Annotated in this window: 18 protein-coding genes; 14 read left to right on the top strand and 4 right to left on the bottom strand. The window is 37.8% G+C overall.

Annotated features, from left to right (window positions below):
• Window positions 1-133 precede the first annotated feature (133 nt).
• The 3 genes from AC3M61_RS07285 to AC3M61_RS07275 are packed head-to-tail and all read left to right on the top strand — an operon-like array spanning window position 134 to window position 3,108.
• Complete coding sequence (locus AC3M61_RS07285) at window positions 134-1,273, top strand: acyl-CoA dehydrogenase (RefSeq protein WP_500780210.1); 1,140 nt, start codon at window positions 134-136, stop codon at window positions 1,271-1,273.
• 10 nt (window positions 1,274-1,283) lie between these two features.
• Window positions 1,284-2,078 (top strand): electron transfer flavoprotein subunit beta/FixA family protein, encoded by a 795-nt coding sequence (locus tag AC3M61_RS07280; RefSeq protein ID WP_500780209.1) that lies wholly within the window; start codon window positions 1,284-1,286, stop codon window positions 2,076-2,078.
• 25 nt (window positions 2,079-2,103) lie between these two features.
• Window positions 2,104-3,108, top strand: a complete 1,005-nt coding sequence (locus AC3M61_RS07275; RefSeq protein WP_500780208.1) for an electron transfer flavoprotein subunit alpha/FixB family protein — start codon at window positions 2,104-2,106, stop codon at window positions 3,106-3,108.
• A gap of 42 nt (window positions 3,109-3,150) precedes the next feature.
• Here the strand turns inward: AC3M61_RS07275 and AC3M61_RS07270 are convergent, their stop codons facing one another.
• Window positions 3,151-4,395 (bottom strand): MFS transporter, encoded by a 1,245-nt coding sequence (locus AC3M61_RS07270; protein ID WP_500780207.1) that lies wholly within the window; start codon window positions 4,393-4,395, stop codon window positions 3,151-3,153.
• Window positions 4,396-4,598: 203 nt separating this feature from the next.
• Between AC3M61_RS07270 and AC3M61_RS07265 the strand changes: the two genes are divergently transcribed.
• Both AC3M61_RS07265 and AC3M61_RS07260 read left to right on the top strand, forming a co-directional pair.
• A complete protein-coding gene (locus AC3M61_RS07265; protein ID WP_500780206.1) occupies window positions 4,599-6,161 on the top strand; it encodes an FGGY-family carbohydrate kinase in 1,563 nt (520 codons plus the stop codon).
• Window positions 6,162-6,301: 140 nt separating this feature from the next.
• Window positions 6,302-7,621, top strand: coding sequence for a S8 family peptidase (locus AC3M61_RS07260; protein ID WP_500780205.1), 1,320 nt, complete (start codon window positions 6,302-6,304; stop codon window positions 7,619-7,621).
• A 71-nt stretch (window positions 7,622-7,692) separates the two neighbouring features.
• On the opposite strand, the gene AC3M61_RS07255 is transcribed toward AC3M61_RS07260, so the two are convergent.
• Window positions 7,693-7,920: a DUF3783 domain-containing protein gene (locus tag AC3M61_RS07255; RefSeq protein ID WP_500780204.1), complete on the bottom strand. Its 228-nt coding sequence runs from the start codon at window positions 7,918-7,920 to the stop codon at window positions 7,693-7,695.
• Between the two features lie 151 nt (window positions 7,921-8,071).
• Entirely contained in the window at window positions 8,072-8,257 is a 186-nt protein-coding gene (locus AC3M61_RS07250; protein WP_500780203.1) for a transposase, read from the bottom strand.
• 117 nt (window positions 8,258-8,374) lie between these two features.
• Between AC3M61_RS07250 and AC3M61_RS07245 the strand changes: the two genes are divergently transcribed.
• Genes AC3M61_RS07245 through AC3M61_RS07205 form a run of 9 tightly spaced genes read left to right on the top strand, consistent with a single transcriptional unit; the run spans window position 8,375 to window position 16,385 of the window.
• Window positions 8,375-9,463 carry a glycosyltransferase family 2 protein gene (locus AC3M61_RS07245; RefSeq protein WP_500780202.1) on the top strand — a complete coding sequence of 363 codons (1,089 nt, stop codon included), beginning with the start codon at window positions 8,375-8,377 and terminating at the stop codon, window positions 9,461-9,463.
• Window positions 9,453-10,106 (top strand): glycerol-3-phosphate acyltransferase, encoded by a 654-nt coding sequence (locus tag AC3M61_RS07240; protein ID WP_500780201.1) that lies wholly within the window; start codon window positions 9,453-9,455, stop codon window positions 10,104-10,106. Before AC3M61_RS07245 ends, AC3M61_RS07240 begins: the two co-directional genes overlap by 11 nt.
• On the top strand, window positions 10,103-10,873 hold the full coding sequence (locus AC3M61_RS07235; RefSeq protein ID WP_500780200.1) for a tetratricopeptide repeat protein: 771 nt from the start codon (window positions 10,103-10,105) through the stop codon (window positions 10,871-10,873). The genes AC3M61_RS07240 and AC3M61_RS07235 overlap by 4 nt, the downstream gene beginning before the upstream one ends.
• Window positions 10,874-10,897: 24 nt before the next feature.
• A complete protein-coding gene (locus AC3M61_RS07230) occupies window positions 10,898-11,443 on the top strand; it encodes a methyltransferase family protein (RefSeq protein ID WP_500780199.1) in 546 nt (181 codons plus the stop codon).
• A 21-nt stretch (window positions 11,444-11,464) separates the two neighbouring features.
• Window positions 11,465-12,448, top strand: coding sequence for a Rieske 2Fe-2S domain-containing protein (locus AC3M61_RS07225; RefSeq protein ID WP_500780198.1), 984 nt, complete (start codon window positions 11,465-11,467; stop codon window positions 12,446-12,448).
• Between the two features lie 11 nt (window positions 12,449-12,459).
• Entirely contained in the window at window positions 12,460-12,945 is a 486-nt protein-coding gene (locus AC3M61_RS07220; RefSeq protein ID WP_500780197.1) for a nuclear transport factor 2 family protein, read from the top strand.
• The gene (locus AC3M61_RS07215; protein WP_500780196.1) at window positions 12,942-13,925 is read left to right on the top strand and encodes an SDR family NAD(P)-dependent oxidoreductase; all 984 of its coding nucleotides are present in this window, start codon (window positions 12,942-12,944) and stop codon (window positions 13,923-13,925) included. The genes AC3M61_RS07220 and AC3M61_RS07215 overlap by 4 nt, the downstream gene beginning before the upstream one ends.
• 5 nt (window positions 13,926-13,930) lie before the next feature.
• On the top strand, window positions 13,931-15,526 hold the full coding sequence (locus AC3M61_RS07210; RefSeq protein WP_500780195.1) for a phytoene desaturase family protein: 1,596 nt from the start codon (window positions 13,931-13,933) through the stop codon (window positions 15,524-15,526).
• A gap of 31 nt (window positions 15,527-15,557) precedes the next feature.
• Complete coding sequence (locus tag AC3M61_RS07205) at window positions 15,558-16,385, top strand: SDH family Clp fold serine proteinase (RefSeq protein WP_500780194.1); 828 nt, start codon at window positions 15,558-15,560, stop codon at window positions 16,383-16,385.
• 44 nt (window positions 16,386-16,429) lie between these two features.
• On the opposite strand, the gene AC3M61_RS07200 is transcribed toward AC3M61_RS07205, so the two are convergent.
• The coding region (locus AC3M61_RS07200) for a hypothetical protein (protein ID WP_500780193.1) at window positions 16,430-18,674 on the bottom strand (2,245 nt) is incomplete at its 5' end.

The following is an 18,674-nucleotide window of genomic DNA, read 5'->3' as shown; positions in this document are numbered from 1 at the left end:
AACTGTGCTTAACATTTTCCAAACAAGTGATATAATGGAATTGAAGTTGTGAATAATTTCACACTAAGGTGCTTAGAAGAAATATTCAGCATGCAATAGAATTAAAACTATAACTGAACTGGAGGTATAAGCAATGGATTATTTGTTGACGAAAGAGCAATTATTGGCAAGAGAACTATTTCGTGAATTCGCTGAGAAAGAGGTTAAACCTTTTGCACAAAAGGTTGACGAGGACGAATACTTCCCAACTGAGACGGTGAAAAAGATGGCAGAAATAGGTATGATGGGCATACCTTTCCCAAAAGAAGTCGGTGGCGCAGGTGGAGATTACCTAACTTACATAATCGCCGTCGAAGAAATAGCAAAATACTGCGCAACAACCGCGATAATCCTCTCTGCACATACATCTTTGTGCTGCTATCCAATATACACGTGGGGCACAGAACACCAAAAAGAAAAATACCTTAGACCTCTGCTTAGAGGAGAATATCTTGGCGCGTTTGCATTAACCGAACCCAACGCTGGTAGTGATGCCGGAAACCAACAAACAACGGCGAAACTCGTTGGTGATTACTACGTACTTAACGGTTCTAAGATATTCATAACTAACGGTGGAAAGGCTGATGTCTTTATTGTTTTTGCAATGACAGATAAATCGAAAGGAACAAAAGGCATTAGTGCATTTATCGTGGAAAAAGGCTTCGAGGGTTTTAAAATAGGAAAGCCTGAGAGAAAACTTGGTATTAGAGGTTCCTCAACAACCGAGTTAATTTTTGAGGACTGTAAAGTCCCTAAGGAAAACCTCCTCGGAAATGAAGGGATTGGGTTCAAAATTGCTTTGCAGACACTCGATGGAGGGCGTATCGGTGTTGGTGCACAAGCTCTTGGAATTGCTGAAGGAGCCATTGCAGAGGTGTTGAAATACGTTAAAGAACGGAAACAATTCTCAAAACCAATAGGCTCATTCCAAGGAATTCAGTGGTACATCGCGGATATGATAACAAAAACGGAAGCTGCTAAATTGCTGGTCTATAACGCAGCAATAAAAAAAGATAGGGGAATTTTGACAAGTGCAGACGCTGCCATAGCTAAAAAGTTCGCATCCGATGTTGCTATGGAAGTTACAACTCAAGCTGTCCAAATATTTGGAGGTTACGGATACACAAAAGACTATCCCGTAGAACGCATGATGAGGGATGCAAAAATTACGCAGATATACGAGGGGACAAACGAGGTTCAAAAAATGGTTATAGCATCCCACTATATAAAGTGAGGTGTGAATGATGAGTTTTAAAATTATAGTATTTGCAAAACAGGTCCCAGATACAACAGAGGTTAGAGTTGACCCAATAAAAGGCACGCTTATTAGAGATGGTGTCAAGTCAATAATGAACCCTGAAGATAAGAATGCGCTCGAAGCTGCACTACAGCTCAAAGATAGATACGGGGCAAAGGTCACAGTGATAACAATGGGACCTCCCTCGGCCGAAGCTATCCTCAGAGAAAGTTACGCAATGGGAGCCGATGAAGCAGTGTTAATAACAGACCCACTTTACGCAGGCTCGGACACATGGGTCACCAGCATGATATTAGCTAAAACGGCTCAAATAGTAGGCTTTGATTTAATATTAACTGGTCGTCAGGCAATAGATGGAGACACAGCGCAAGTAGGTATTGAAATTGCAGAGCACTTGAAGATACCAGTGATAGCCTACGCTGTTGATTTGAAAATTGAAGGAGAACGAGTAATTGTCACTCGAGAATTAGATAGCACGTACGAGGTGGTCTCAGCAAAGCTTCCTTGCTTAGTGACATGTACAAAAGAGCTCAATAAACCAAGGTATATGAAGGTTGGAAATATCTTCGGATGTTTTGATAGACCTATCAGTATCTTTAACAATTCAGTTCTAAAATTTGACAAGAACGAAGTAGGTTTGGTTGGTTCACCTACAAAGGTTAGAAGAACATTCACAAGAGGTCCAAAGGAACAAGGAACGATTTTCAACGGCAGTGCTGATGAAGCTGCTCAACTGATTTTGTCAAAATTAAAGGCTGAAAAGTTAATAACAGAACAATAGACATGTTTAAAAGGGGCGTGACAATATGATAATGGTCTACTGTGAACAAAGGAATGGTGAACTACCGAATGTTGGTTTAGAACTTATTGGGAAGGCGGTCGATTTGGCAAAAGACTTAGATGGTGAGGTGACTGCAATAGTTTGCGGAAATAAGATAACCCATCTGTCTGATAAAATTTCCCAATACGGAGCGACAAGGGTTATAATAGTAGAACATCCACTTTTAGAAAAATACACAGTCGATGCTTACACAGAAGCACTTTATCAGGTTATCAGTTCAGAAAATCCTGACATCCTCCTTATCGGAGCAACTTTCACAGGACGTGAACTCGGTCCACGACTTGCTGCAAGGCTAAAAACAGGTCTCACAGCAGATTGTACAAACTTAGAGATAGACCCTGAATCAAAGTTGTTACTCATGACCCGTCCAGCGTTCGGTGGCAACCTTATGGCAACAATAATCTGTCCAGAGCGAAGACCTCAAATGGCAACGATTAGACCTGGTGTGTTCCCTCTGCAAAAAACTGACATCCAAAGAAAAGCCGAAGTGTACATCCTCACGCCCAAACTAAGTGAAGAGGATATAAAAGTCAAAATTCAACAAATTATCGCAAAGGTGCGCAAACATAAAGATATAACCGCCGAAAGGGTAATAGTTGCCGGTGGAAGAGGTGTCGGTTCAAAAGAGAATTTTGAACTTTTGGAAGAACTTGCAGAATTACTTGGTGGTGGCATTGCTGGTTCAAGAGCAGCAGTTGATGAAGGGTGGTTGTCAAAAGATTTACAAGTAGGTCAAACTGGTAAAGTCGTTAGACCAAAGCTCTACATTGCCGTTGGAATAAGCGGTGCTATACAACACCTTGCCGGTATGCAGGAAAGTGAATATATTATAGCTATAAACAAAGACCCTGAAGCACCTATAATGAAAGTTGCAGACTTGGCTATAGTTGGAGATTGGAAACCTATAGTTAGAAGACTTATACAACAATTGAAACAGACAATGGATATCCAAGAAGAAAAGATTTCCTAAGATTAATTGAACAGTTGAAAACAGGTCCATGATGGACCTGTTTTATATATATTTATTGATTATAATGTCTTGATTATAAGCCTCAGCCAACTTTTTGGAAGTAAAATAAATATACCTTGGAACAAACAAAAAAAGAAACATTAATCCACCAATTAAAACCAAAATACCTTCAAACAAACCGAGAAAAGACGGTCCAAGATACTGTATTACAGCAGCTCCTAAAAGCGGACTGAATATTCTCATCAAACTATCAACCGAATTGAATATTCCCAGTGTTCCACCGAGTTTATCTCGTTCAACTGATTTTGTAACCAGAGAACTGAGCGATACACCAATCAATGCGGAAGATACTGAAAGCGGAGCTAAAATCAATAAAAGCGTTATTAAATTTGGTGAAAGAGAGTACAAAACAAGAAGTGGAGATGCTATGAAGACCATCATTTTGACAATCTTGCTTTCTTCGTACTTCTTTGTGACTTTTCCAACCAAGAACCCTTGTGTGAAGACAAGAACAAGGCCCACATAAGCGAGCACGTAACTTGTTGTTGAAAGTGGAAGATCAAGTTTTCTCATAGCAAAGAGTGCAAAGGAAGATTCAAACATGGTGAAACCAAGTGAGTAGAAGAATTTTACAAATATTAAAGAACCTACATGAGGAATTGTTATTGTCTTTTTCAGTTCTTCGAATGTAAATGGAACTTGCCTTGATGATTTTGCCGGTTTAGAATCAGGTAGTAGGAACATTATATTCATTAAATTAACAAAAGAAAGTCCAGCGGCAAAGAATGCCGGAACCGAAAATCCCCACCTGCTCAAAAATCCTCCTATTGCAGGACCAAGTATAAATCCTAATCCAAACGCTGCTCCTATTAATCCAAGACTCTTTGCTCTGTTTTTCTCATCTGTAAAATCGCCGATATACGATTGCGCAACAGTTATATTTCCGCCTGTAAGTCCGTCAATTAACCTTGAAAGCAATATTACGGTAATCGACCTTGCGAACCCAAGTGTTAGCAATGATAAGAACGTTCCACCAACACTTAACAAAAGGGCTCTCTTTCTTCCAACCTTGTCGGAAAACCTTCCAATCAAAGGAGCAGCAAATATTTGTCCAATTGGATAAACCATCGACAACAACCCTACTATCAAATCATTAGCACCAAACTGTTTAACAAAATATGGCAAAAGAGGTATTATAAGTCCAAATCCAAGCATATCCGCAAGCACAATAAAAAATAGGGTGATTAAAACTTTCTTCCGTTGAGCTTCACTTTTCATTTCTGTCACCTCCAGTGCAAAAAGAGCAATTAGTTTAACATAATTATACTCTCCCTTTTTTTGTGATGTCAATAGATATTGTATAAACTTGTACTCTATATCGCTTTTCTACTTAATCTAGTTACTAAAATTTCACCTGAAGAGTTATAATTGATTTGATGAGTTATAATTAATTTGATTTGTAATAAATGAATCTTCCAGGAGGAATTTTAATGAGTATTCTTGCAATTGATTGTGGTACACAGAGTCTAAGAGCAATCATCTTTTCAGAAAAAGGCGAAGTTTTAGCAGCTGAAAAAGTTGACTTTGAACCATACTATTCACGTAATATCGGCTGGGCAGAGCAATCTCCCAAAATTTATTGGGAAAGCTTAGCGAAAGCTACGAAACAACTAAAAGAAAAATTCCGGAACATATTTAATTCAATAGAGGCTGTGACACTAACTACGCAAAGAGCGACAATAGTTGTTGTTGACCAACATGGTAATCCTTTAAGAGATGCTTTCATTTGGCTTGATGAACGGGAGGCTGTAGGAAAACCAAAGCTTTATCTTCATGAGAAGTTAGCTTTTTGGCTTATCAAAAAACTTCCCACAGCTGAAATGGCATACAGAAGAAGCAAGGCTAATTGGATAAAACAATTCGAACCTCAGATTTGGAGTAAAATTCACAAATATCTACTGCTTTCCGGATATCTAACTTACAAACTTGTGGGTGAATACATAGACTCAACTGCTTCCCAAGTTGGATACATTCCATTCGATTACAAATACAAATGTTGGATTAAAAGTCCATATCACTATAAGTGGAGACTTTTTGGTGTAGAAAGAGAAAGACTCGCCAACCTTGTTAATCCAGGAGAAATTTTAGGTTATATAACAAAAACTGCGGCACAATTCACGGGATTGAAAGAAGGCATACCGGTCATTGCTGCAGGCGCGGATAAGCAATGTGAGACTCTTGGAGTTGGTTGTCTTTCACCAAACGTTGGAAGTATAAGCCTTGGAACAACAGCAACAATTCAAACAACTACAACAAAGTACGTCGAAGTAATACCGTTTATTCCACCATACCCCTCGATACTTCCGAATGCCTATAACCCCGAAATCGGAATATCCAGGGGCTTTTGGTTGGTTACCTGGTTCAAAAAAGAATTTGCACATAGCGAAGTCAGGGAAGCCGAGGAGCTTGATACGTTTCCAGAGAAAATACTTGACAAATACCTGCGCGAAATTCCAGATGGAAGCGATGGATTAATTATACAACCTACTTGGACAGCAGGACCCGAACGCCCCTTTTCAAGAGGAGCAATTATAGGATTTTCAGACAGACATACTCGGTTGCATGTTTATAAAGCAATTATAGAAGGTATCGCTTACGCTTTGCTTGAAGGAAAAAAGAACATAGAAAGAAAAACCGGTGTTCGAATGGAAAAAATAGGTCTTTCTGGTGGAGGCTCAAAAAGTGACGAAGTGTGTCAAATAACCACAAATATTCTTGGTGTTCCAACATATAAAGTACAGACGAACGAAACTGCCTCACTTGGTGCCGCTATAGCAGGATATGTTGGTATCGGAAAATATAGAACGTTTCAGGAAGCTGTTCAAAACATGGTTAGAATTGAAAAAATCTTTTATCCAGATTCCAATAAAAACAAACTCTACATGGAATACTTCGACAAGGTGTATACTAAAATGTGGAAACGCATGGAAAAATTATATCATGAGCTTGGGAAAATAACTGTCAGAACATCTTCTGCGCAACCAGAACTTTGAAATAGCATTTTCTTTGGTAAGTTTTTATTATTTTTTTATCAAAAACCACAGACTTTTTTCTTGACAATGGCACCATAAATTTTGTATAATCCAGTCATCCATTTAACAATTCAATACTTCTGGATAGGAGGGGTTGCAGGATGAAGAAGTTTGATTTACTTGCATTGATTTTGGCAGTTTTGTTAGTAACGTTCAGTTGTACCAACTCATTTGAACCAAGATTTGAACCACGCGCACAGGGCGAGTTTATGGTTTCAGAAAAACTTGGTGTATCCGGAACAGAAGAGGATTACGTTCCAGGGGAATATGTTGTCCAGTTCGAACCAAGAGAGGATGCTGTTAAGGCACTCTCAAGCGTTGGTGCAGAAATAGTTAGAATGTACTCCTTCGACGATGTACAGATTGTCACGGTTCGTACAGAAAAACCAGAACTTCTTAATTCTGTCCCAGGTGTCAAGTCAGTTGATAAAAACTACATTTATAGAGCACTCGCAACGCCAAATGATACATATTATCGATATCAGTGGCACTACAATAATATCAAACTTCCACAGGCTTGGGATATCATGAAATCTGCCAACATCGTTGTAGCAGTTATCGATACAGGAGTTAGCTTTACACACCCAGACCTTCAGGGTATATTTGTTCAAGGATACGACTTTGTCGATAGAGATTACGACCCAACAGACCCTTCGCAAGATGTGAGCCATGGAACACATTGTATAGGAACAATAGCATCTGTTACAAACAACAGCCTTGGTGTTGCTGGAGTTAATTGGGGAGGTTATGGAATAAAGATAATGCCTATCAGAGTTCTTGGCGCAGATGGTTCTGGAACACTTGACAATGTTGCGGCAGGTATCAGATGGGCAGTTGACAACGGCGCTAAAGTAGTGAGCATGAGCCTTGGTGGAGGCGGAGCACGAGTTTTGATGGATGCTGTCAAATACGCTTACAGTAGAAATGTAACTCTTGTTTGTGCAGCTGGAAATGAAAATAGACCCTCACTATCTTATCCAGCAGCATATATTGAAACGATAGCTGTTGGGGCAACAAGATACGACAACAAACGCGCTCCATATTCCAACTACAATTACACAAGATACTATGATCCTTACAGAAAAGCGTATGTATACCATTACCTTGATGTTGTTGCTCCTGGTGGAGATACAAATGTTGACCAAAATGGTGATGGATACGCAGATGGTGTACTTAGCACAGCCTGGACACCGACATATGGAAATACATATATGTTCTTGCAAGGTACATCTATGGCAACACCACATGTTGCAGCAGTTGTAGCCATGCTTTATGCGAGAGGTTACACAACTCCAGAGGCGATTAGAAGCAGACTTATAAAGACAGCCTACAAGATTCCTGGTTATACGTACAATTCAAAAGGATGGAATAAATACGTTGGTTATGGTTTAATTGATGCATACAAGGCATTGACATATTAAGCTTCAGCAAAAGAGGGAGGGTTTACACCTCCCTCTTTTTTTCTACACAACTGAGTATATCTTTATTTTCCTTACTTTCCTTCCTGCGGATTTGTTTGTCTCCTCCTCTTAAACTCTTCGTGCTCTTGCTTTAGCTCATTAATTAAGTCCTCTACTTTCCAAGTTAGGCTTATCGGAGTGGTACTCGCAAATATTAAATCTTCGCCCTGAAAGTTTTCTTTAATTAATTTCATCACCTTAAGAATCTCAGATTTGTCAAATCCGTGTAATATAATTACCTTCTGTTCTTTTCCATCCATGACACATCTCCTTTCTCAACTGCCAATTTTCTGTTGAACAATATTATGATGATTTATACCAAGTCTAATTGTATAGTTAATTTTACAAATTGTCAATAATTGTATGATATAATAAGCTTACCGAACAATATGAAGAGTCAGCGGGATACCGTTAACTTGTAGTGATGGAGGTAGCTAATTGTGAAATGATGCTATTGACGTGCTTGTGAAAATGAGAGAATCTGAAAGAATGATTGCAGCCTTTACAAAGGAATTGTTGGTTACCGTATTTGTCGTGACCGTTTTTGTAGAAGTTGGTAGAACCACACTTTGGGCAAGAAGGTGTTGAGTTATTCATACCGTGGAACCTGCTTTTGTTAAGAGTTGTTGGGTCCCTATTTAAAGAATAATGCGGTTCTTGGAGAATTTCAATACTTTTAGTTAACATTATCATCAGCAGTCAGGGGGTGATTTTTTGAAATATATTATTTTCGTTACTTTCGTTTTGATTTCTCTATTATATGTATACTATGGAAGGAAGAGAATTTTGCATTCCAAGAAAAGTTTATCAGATTTGCATCTTTTAACAGAAAATCCTAAAATTTCTGTAATTATACCTGCAAGAAATGAAGAAAAGAACCTATCAAAACTTTTGCCGCTTGTTATAAACCAATCTCTGAAACCACTTGAAATAATCGTTGTTGATGACAACTCCACTGATGGAACGTTTTCCATTGCGAGCAGTTTTCCTGAGGTTAGTGTTATAAGACTAACAGAAGAACCTCCAAAAGGTTGGGTCGGAAAATCTTGGGCCATATGGAACGGATATCTGAATTCTTCTGGGGAATATCTGCTCTTTCTTGATGCGGATGTGGAACCAAGCAATGAATTAATTCAATCACTTTTTCTACGCCAAAAGGAACATGGTGGTTTAATATCAGTATGGCCATACCAACGTTTTGAAAAGTTTTATGAGCACTTGACTTTGCCTTTTAACATAATGATTGTTTACGCGAGTAATAACTTGGGATTTCCAAATAAAGTCCCTTCTGGCGCATTCGGTCCGGTGATTTTTACATCAAGAAGTGATTACGAAATCACGGGAGGACATCAAGCAATAAAAGACAGTGTTTTAGATGATATTAAGCTTGGTAAGTTATATCTTAGTCATGGTATCAAAGTTACAAACTTTCTTGGAAATCATACCATAAAGTTTAGAATGTATCCATCAGGTTTTAAGCAACTTTTTGAAGGTTTTTCAAAGAACATGTCTGCCGGAGCTACAACTGGTGGGCTTTTTTCGTTTCTTTTGTCACTTATCTTTATGGCTGGTATTTATTCATCGCTCACTTCAGTTTTTACATTAAATGGAATGGTGCGTTATTTAACGGTTGCTCTAATTATATATTTAATGGCAAAACCCACAGGTGATTACAAATGGTTTGATGCCATTTTTTACCCTCTGCATTACATCTTTTTCTTAATTGTATTTTTTACTTCACTTTACTTAACAATATTCAAAAAGCAAGTATATTGGAAAGGGAGGAAAATAGATGTTCACTAACCAATTAGCGTTTTATATGCTGATTGTCACAATCCAGTTCTTCTCTGGAAGTATTATGTATTCTTATATATTTGCTAAATTGCTCAAGGTCGATTTAAGAAAAGTTAGAGATGGTAATCCAGGTTCTTCTAATCTTTGGCGAGTAGCTGGATGGAAGTGGGGACTTTTAGCACTTGCACTCGATTATTTCAAAGGAACACTACCACTTGCGATATTTGTTGGTATTTTTGGACATTCATTAAATAAATTTGTTATTTCGATAGCAGCACTTTTTGGTATTCTTGGTCATGCATTTTCTCCGATGCTGAAATTCAAAGGTGGAAAGGCAATAGCAACATCCTTTGGTGCGTGGTCTGTTCTAACGAAATGGGAAGCGCCGACCTTACTTGGCGTTGTTTTTACAATTTTCTCGATATATCGAAAGATTTCAAGGAAAGAACCCACAACTCCTGAAGAAGATGCATTGAGAGTTTTTCTGGGGTATTTGGTTCTTTTAATTTACGTTGTGTGGAAAGTTTCTCAAGGGGCTTTAGAGTTAATTATTCTGTACTTTGGGAATGTTTTGGTTATACTTTATAAACACAAAAACGAGTTGTTTAATCTATTAAATCAATACAGGACAAAAAGGAGTGAAAGGGCATGAAAATATTAAAGTTGACTTTAATATTTTTGCTGTTAAGTATTTTTTGTCTTATTTCATTCTCTCAGAACAGTAATTCAGTGAACAATGTAGAATATTTTACTCAGAAATTCGTTAATGCTCGGTCTTTGAAAAACATTGAGGACCTCAAGAACTTGATTAATATCTTAGAGAACGAAATCAAAAATGGCTCTAATAACTCTCCTAACTATGAGAAAATTCGTACATTACTTTCAGAAGCATATTTCGAATACGGTCAGTTGCTCAACGATAATAAGCTAAAAGAAAGATACTACAACCTTGCACTTCAAACAGCAAAGGATATTATAAAAACAGCTCCTGAGAACGGCAAAGCTTATTATATTGCTGCCATGTCTTCAGCGGCACTTATAGATTTTGTCAATGTGTTTCAAAAACTTCAACTAATGAATGATTTTGATTTTTATATAGAAAGGGCAATAAAATACACACAAGATAACTTAGATAAAGCAATAGCAAACATAGCCAAAGGTGTTAGATTCATGAATCCTCCTTGGCCATTTTACGATTACAAAAAGGCAGAAGATAGTTTCAAAGAAGCTGAAAAATACGCGTCGAATTATTCTGGATTGTATCTGAACTGGGGACAGCTCTACCTAAAAATGGGCGATAAGAAGAGAGCTGAAGAAATGCTTAGGAAAGTGTTAACAATGGAACCGCATCCATTTTTCATGAAACAACATGAAGATAATGTGAAAATAGCCAAACAACTCCTTGGATTGATTAAATAGTTTGAAATAAGTGGAGGGATTGATATGAAGTATGTATTTTGGCTTACAGTATTTTTTTGGTGGGCAATGGATTTTTATATACTCGTTCTCAAAAGGAACTCATATAGCAAGATATTGGACAAAAAGAGCAAGTTCATTGTTACAATACTAATACTTCTTGGGGTTGCACTTGCCGTTGGACCTGAAAATTTTAGAGCTGTCTGGAGGTCTAGGGATTTTGGTTTGTTCCAGGTAGTTGGCACATTCGTTGTCCTGACTGGAGTTATTTTAAGATTATTCGCTATCTTGACGCTTGGCGAATACTTTGCGCCGGATATAGCGGTTAAATCAGATAAGAAACTCATTCAAAGAGGCTTGTATAAGAAGATTAGACATCCAAGCTACACTGGTGAAATTATTGCTTTTATAGGATTAGCAATAGTTTTTCAGCATATCCCAGCTTCTATCTACATATCTATTCTACCAACTCTCGCTTTTGTTTACAGGGCATTTGTTGAAGAACAAAAATTAGCCCAAGAGTTCGGTGATGAATTTATAGAATACAAGAAAAGGACAAGAATGTTTATTTAAAATTGTAGGAGGAGAGCAGTTGTGATAAAAAACCAGTGGTATGTTGTCATGTCTTCAAAAGAAGTAAAAGAAGGAAAGCTCATTGGAGTCACAAGATTTGGTGAAAAACTTGCGATATGGCGTGATGCAGAAGGAAAAGTACACTGCATTTCAGATATCTGTTGTCATCGAGGTGCGTCTATATCACACGGAAAGCTTCTTGAAAATGGTAAAAGGGTTATGTGCCCATTCCATGGCTTTGAATATGACCCAACAGGTAAGGTTAGGGTGATACCTGCCAATGGACGCAGTACACCAGTTCCTAAAAATTTTCGGGTGAAGGCGTACGAAACTTATGAAACTGCTAACTTTATTTGGATATGGTACGGCGACAGCAAACCAAGTTATACGCCTTCTTACTTTGAAGACATTGATGATTCACTAACTTATGCGGAATTTAGCGAAGTGTGGAATGTACACTACAGCAGAGCAATAGAGAACCAACTTGACCCAATACATGTTCCTTTCGTCCATTACAATACAATAGGAAGAGGAAATAGAACCGTTGCCGATGGACCTATCGTAAGATGGATAAATGATACAATGTTTTACTTCTACGTATTTAATAGAGTTGATGACGGGACACCTGCACGCAAACCTGAAGAGATTCAAATCTCTGAAATGAGTAAAGTATACCTCGAGTTCAAATTTCCCAACATTTGGCAAAACCATATAGATGAAAAACTTAGGATAACGGCTGCATTCGTACCTATTGATGAAGAACATACCAAGATATACATACGATTCTACGTTGGTTTTACGAAAATAAAAGCTTTGAACAAGCTCATTGCAACCTTAGGTATGCCTTTCAATAAGAAAGTCCTTCACCAAGACAAAGCCGTTGTAGAAACGCAAATTCCAAAGAAGACAGAACTGAGAATGTCGGAAAATCTTATAAATGGTGATTTACCAATTCTTGAATACAGAAAGAAAAGAGAGCAACTAAAAAGTGCAAATAACAAATGAGGAGTGAACATATGAGCAAAGACAAGGAAAAAGAAAGAATAAACGTCCAATCTGAAACAGAATACGCAATAACTTCTTTAGAGCAACTTATCCAACTTTGGACAAAGACGTACAACCACGAAGGAAAGCCAGATTGGTCGCATCTGCTCCCATATTATGATGAAAACATACATTTCAGAGACACAGTTCAGGAAATACATGGTATTGAGGAGTTTAAAGCCATGGTCGAACGTTTGACCAAACGCTCTCAAGAGCTCCACATGAATATTTTGAATGCGGTTATGGAAGGCAACATCATTTTTGTCGAGTGGGATATGATTATCAATTTTAGAAAGACAAAAACTTCCGTAGTACACGGTGTAAGCAGGCTTATTCTTAATGAAAAAGGAAAGATAATAGACCAGAGAGATTATTACGACCTTTGGGGCGATATTTTCGACAATATCCCCGGCTTTGGTAGGTTGTACAGGAAATTCATGAAGAAGGTGTTCGGATGAAAGAGTTCAAAGGATGCTCTATTAGAAGATATTGGTTTCAATACAAATGGTCAAATATCTTTGAGATGATACGGAATATGTCAGGTAAACCACAGACATGTTCAGAACGTTTCGATGGAAGGTTAGTCGTTATAACGGGGGCAACATCCGGCATTGGATATGAGACGGCGAAAAAGTACGCTTCAAAAGGCGCAAAGTTACTAACAATTAATCGAAATAAGGAAAAATCGGAAAATCTGTGCAAAGAAATATCTCAGCTTTATGGAACAGAATGTAATTACATCCTTGCCGATTTGAGCAAACTGAAAGATGTTAAGCACGTTGTAGAGAAATTGAACTCTCTAAATTCCAGAATAGACGTTCTGATTCACAACGCTGGTTTATACCTAAACAAGCGAACACTCACAGAAGATGGGCTTGAAATGAATTTCGTTGTCCATTACCTCGCTCCGTTCATTATCAACTACTTCTTAATGGATAAACTGAAAAAAGATGGCTCGACAAGGATAATATTCGTAAGTTCAGAAGGATACAGATTTGCAGCTTGGGGAGTATGCTTGGACAATTTACAATGGGAAAGAAAAAGATACTCAGGTTTGAAAGCCTACGGTTCGGCAAAGCTCGCCCAGATATTGAGTATGCACATATTCGCTGAAATTTTCTCTTCAGAAAACATGAACGTGACAATCAACGCTATGCATCCCGGTTTTGTGAAAACAAACACCGGGCAAGATAATGGACCTGTGTACAAGTTTTTTAAGAAGAATTTCTTAGATAAAATGTCGCGCGACCCTTGGGAATCCGCAGAAACGCTTTACTATCTTGGCGTTTCGAAAGAAGTTGAAGGTATAACTGACAAATTCTTCCATTATACTACAATCGAAGAACTTGCACCTCCAGCCAAAGACATGGAACTAGCAAGAGTACTATGGGATAAAACAATCCAGATAATAAATGAAAAGTACCTAAAAGTGAGGTGAGATAAATGAAAAGTAGCAAGAGAGTAGTAATAGTCGGTGGTGGAATTGCCGGACTAACCTCAGCTGTATACCTTGCAAGAAAAGGTCACAAAGTGAAACTATTTGAAAAATACGAAAAATGTGGTGGACTTGTTAATACTTTTGAATACGAAGGATTTAGACTTGAAGGTGGTGCAAGAGCACTTGTTAACGCGGGCGTTATAAAGCCCATGATTGAGGACCTTAAACTGGATATCGATATTCTACCAAACCATGTATCGATAGGAGTAGAAGATAGAATATTGAGGGTTCGTGGAGAAGAAAGCCTTAACAATTATGCTCGCCTTCTGAAAGAGCTGTATCCGGAATCTGAACATGAGGTAGATGAATTGATAAAGGTTGAGAAAGAAATACTTGAATACATGAAAATTCTCTACGGTGTTGATAACCCACTATTCTCGTTCAACAAGATAAAGGAAGAAGGTAAACTTGCCGAGATGTTACCAAGATATCTTTTTTGGTTCTTTAAATTCTTGAAAACTGTCAAGAAAATTAATGAGCTTAAGGAACCTATAGAAGTCTATATGTCGAAGATTGTTAAGAATCACTCTCTAAGAGACATTGTAATACAGCACTTCTTCCGCGGAACACCTTCATTCTTTGCTCTGAGTTATTTCTACCTTTATGCCGACTACATATATCCAAAAGGTGGCGTAGGTGTTTTCCCTCAAAAACTCGCTGAAAAAATTACCGAATTTGGTGGAGAAATATATACAAATACTCAAATCGTCAAAGTCATTCCTTCCAAGAACATGGTAATTGATGAAAAAGGAAATTCATTCGAATACGATGCAATGATATGGGCAACTGATTTAAAGACATTCTACAAACTTCTTAACTCAGAAGGACTTTTTGGCTCTACGTTGAGTAAAGTTGAAAACGAAAAGAAGAAAGTGTTGTCATCTAAAGGAGCAGAGTCTGTTCTAACCGTCTACCTCGGCGTTGACGAACCACCTGAGACATTTGAAAAGATATCCACAGGGCATTTCTTCTACACACCATCGAAAGAGGGTCTTGGAGAAATTAATAGGTCTTGGCTAAGGAAAATAACAGAAAATTATGAAAACACAAGCAAAGAAGAAATACTTAAGTGGCTTGAAGATTTTATAAAGCACAACACATATGAAATCTCAATACCAGCTTTAAGAGATAAATCAATGACTCCGAATGGGAAAACAGGATTAATCGTTAGTGCTTTATTCGACTACGAAATTATCAAAAAGATACACGAAGATAATTGGTACGATGAATTCAAATCTCACGCAGAAAATCTGATGATTAAAAATCTAAAAGAAAAGATTTATCCTTTCTTAGAGGAAAAAATTATCTTCAAGTTCACATCAACACCATTAACGCTTGAAAGAATGTATAATACATCAGAAGGTTCAATTGTTGGCTGGTCTTTTGAAGAGCAAATTCCAGTACCATCAGGGATGTTCAGTTTGAAGAGCGCTATAAAAACTCCAATAGCCAACATTTACAAAGCAGGGAAGTGGGCTTACGCCCCTGCTGGTGTACCAACTGCCATTATTACGGGGAAACTCGCAGCGGATATGATATAGCAACTTTTAGATTGAATAGGAGGTGGTAGAGATGGTCGACATTTTCACGATTATCTTTCAAATTTTCTGGATGGTTTTGATTTTCTCGTCATTTGCTCCACTTTTCAAAAACTTTTCCCTTCACTCTGCACGGGAAGCTATTATACGACAGATTGAACAAAAAAGAAAAAGCAGAGTTATAACGTTGATTCACAGACAAGAGTCATTTAACTTTTTCGGATTTGGTATAAGGAAGTTCATAGATATTGAAGATTCTGAAGAAGTACTCAGAGCCATCAAAATGACCCCAGATGATATGCCGATAGACTTCATTATTCACACGCCTGGTGGTCTGGTCTTGGCAGCAGAGCAGATAGCAAACGCTCTTAGAAAACACAAGGGTAAAGTAACCGTTTTTGTCCCACATTATGCGATGTCCGGTGGCACATTGATAGCTCTTGCTGCTGATGAAATTGTAATGGATGAAAATGCCGTGTTGGGACCTGTTGACCCACAACTTGGACAATATCCCGCAGCTTCAATTCTTTCGGTTGTAGAAAAAAAGAACATCAACGATATCGATGACCAGACACTGATTCTGGCAGATATCGCCCAAAAGGCAATGAAGCAGATGAAGGAATACGTAACAGAACTTCTAAAAGAAAAGTATCCAGACAAAGCTGAAAAACTTGCAGAAGAGCTGGTTAGTGGGAAATGGACCCACGATTATCCTATCACCGTGGAAAAAGCGCGGGAGCTTGGTATTAAGATATCAACAGACATGCCCAAAGAAATCTACGCGTTGATGAGTCTTTACAAAAATCCGAACTCAGGTAGACCATCTGTTAACTACGTGCCAATTAATTACAAAGAAGAATAAAAGTGAAAAAGCGGCTCGAAAGAGCCGCTTTTTTGATTTAAAGATTAATACCCTTCTGTCTGTAGACTTAGCGAAAACAAAGATAAAGGTAGACCATGCGGTGATGAATTGAGACCTATGTAAAACAAAAATTCCTGACTTTCCCCTGCGGGTTTAGCCAGTTCTGAGAACGGCGCAAATATACCAACAGAGGGATAAAATCTCAATCCTTGCATGTACATTTCCACAAAGAAATGAGTGTATATACCATGTTTGAGTACAGTCTCGACCGATGGATTGGTAACACCAAACGTAATCCCGCTATTTCTCAGGTAAATAGCGTTTCCAAAAAGAAACGCATTATCTGTGAATAGAGTAGAGGCGATTGACATATCATAGCTTGCCTTCTCTGGTTTGTTTAAGTTGAGAGCAACTTTACCTTCAAATGTTGTAGACTTTGTAAGTGCGATATCCACTAACCCTGCGATAAAGAAATTAGATTCAATCTTCTCTGGATTAAAGAGGTCCTCAAGCTTGTCATTGCTTAACAACCCAAAAACTTGAACATTATAGGGCATTCCAAATGCATATGATGAAACCAAAAGTCCAAATCCGATGTTATTCAGATAAACTGCTGGGGCATTTGCAGTAAACAAACTGAAAACAGAATCGAGTAAACCTATGTCCCTGGTCTTGAAACTAAACGTCAGATAACTGTACATATCTGTTATCGGACTCAATGAGAGCCCGCCAAATCTAAGCATGCCAGTAAGATTGTAATCGTTCGTTGGATAGTAGTAACTTGCGAATAACTGATAATTGTCCTTCATCGTAAGCCAGCTCACATACTGAGAATAGGTCACATCAAACTGAGTATCGGTCAGTATAAAATCAAATATCGGTGTTAAGACCCAAAACGTGTCATTTTCAATATTAGCAAATGTGAATATAATATAACCCCTGCGAATATCGTTTTCGATATCGTATTCGTAAATAGGTATCCAGGTAAGTGGTTGTGTCATTTTCTGAATTCTAAACGTAATTTCAGAACCATACTGATATTTCTTGTCTTGAAACTTTAATACTGGTTCTTTTCTGACTAAATCTGCTTCTTTCTTTTGTGCATTTATTCTATAGACCCCCGTTCCTGTGCTTGCCGAGTATGGAATGTAACTTACGTAATATAACTCGTCTTTGTCAAGCACAAAATCGTATACGAGCAGATTCTCACCCAATTTGTAAAGCTTTCCCTCAGCTAAATCGTAGTAGTAAGGATTGACGTATTTTTCATCTACTCTTGTAAAGAGCAACCCGTTTTCCCAAAATCTCAAATAAGGACCTTTCATAGCATTGTCTTCTAATACAACAGTTTTTTTAGTAACCAAGTCGTACACAATTATTTGATAATCAGAAGTAAGCAGTGCTATTTTGTTATTTTTTACGTCCATGTAAGTAACGTATTTGTCTATCAACAGTTCCAAACTTTTCCCAGAAACTGTTGTTTTCATTTTCTTAGTATCGTATCGTGCAATATACACATTCCCATCATCTACATCAAATGCAGAAATATTGCCCTTGGCTATCAGCTTATTCGAATTAATATCCCAAATTTGGTTTTCATATTTTCCAAAATTTTCAGCTTTTGTAAGAACATAAGTTTTGTCTTTATCGTATTTAATATCTAACGCAATTAATGTTTTACTTCCTTGTTCTTTACCATCTTTACCTAGGAAAACAAGCCTTGGGTTGACACTACCAACATAAGACGTCGCGGGACCAAACTCTACAGAATAGACCCCTAACTTCTCACCCAAAAGGTCTAACTTATATATCTTTGCATTTGGCGCTTTATATATTAAATCCCCTTCTGAGTAGTTCAACTTCATCAACGACCTTATCCAATCCGTGTAGAGCTCATCAAATGGCTTACCAAAAACCTTTTCAAAAATATCTTTGTATTTTAACCCTATTTCAATATCTGGAAGAATCGTGGACGTTAATGCTAGATATTTCTTCATCTTCTCAATACCGTAAGTATCGACCAAGTATTTATAGAACCCTGCTGTGAAATTATAGTAAAGTTGTCCTCCTCTAAAGTCATCAGGTGGCATGATTTCCTTGTAGGTGAAAGATGGAAAGTTTTGTATGGCATAGTAATATAACCCATCGGAAACATACGGATTGTTCAACCTACCAGAATTCTTGGAAAACGAACTTTCCGCAAATACCGTCGTCCCTTCTACAAACGGTCCATTCATCTGTGGCAAATACGGAAATCCCATAACGATACTTACAAGCTTTGTAAACCAA

It is taken from the genome of Fervidobacterium sp. (genome assembly GCF_059913585.1).
Note: the sequence above shows the minus strand (reverse complement) of the source record. Positions and strands in the feature narration are given on the sequence as shown.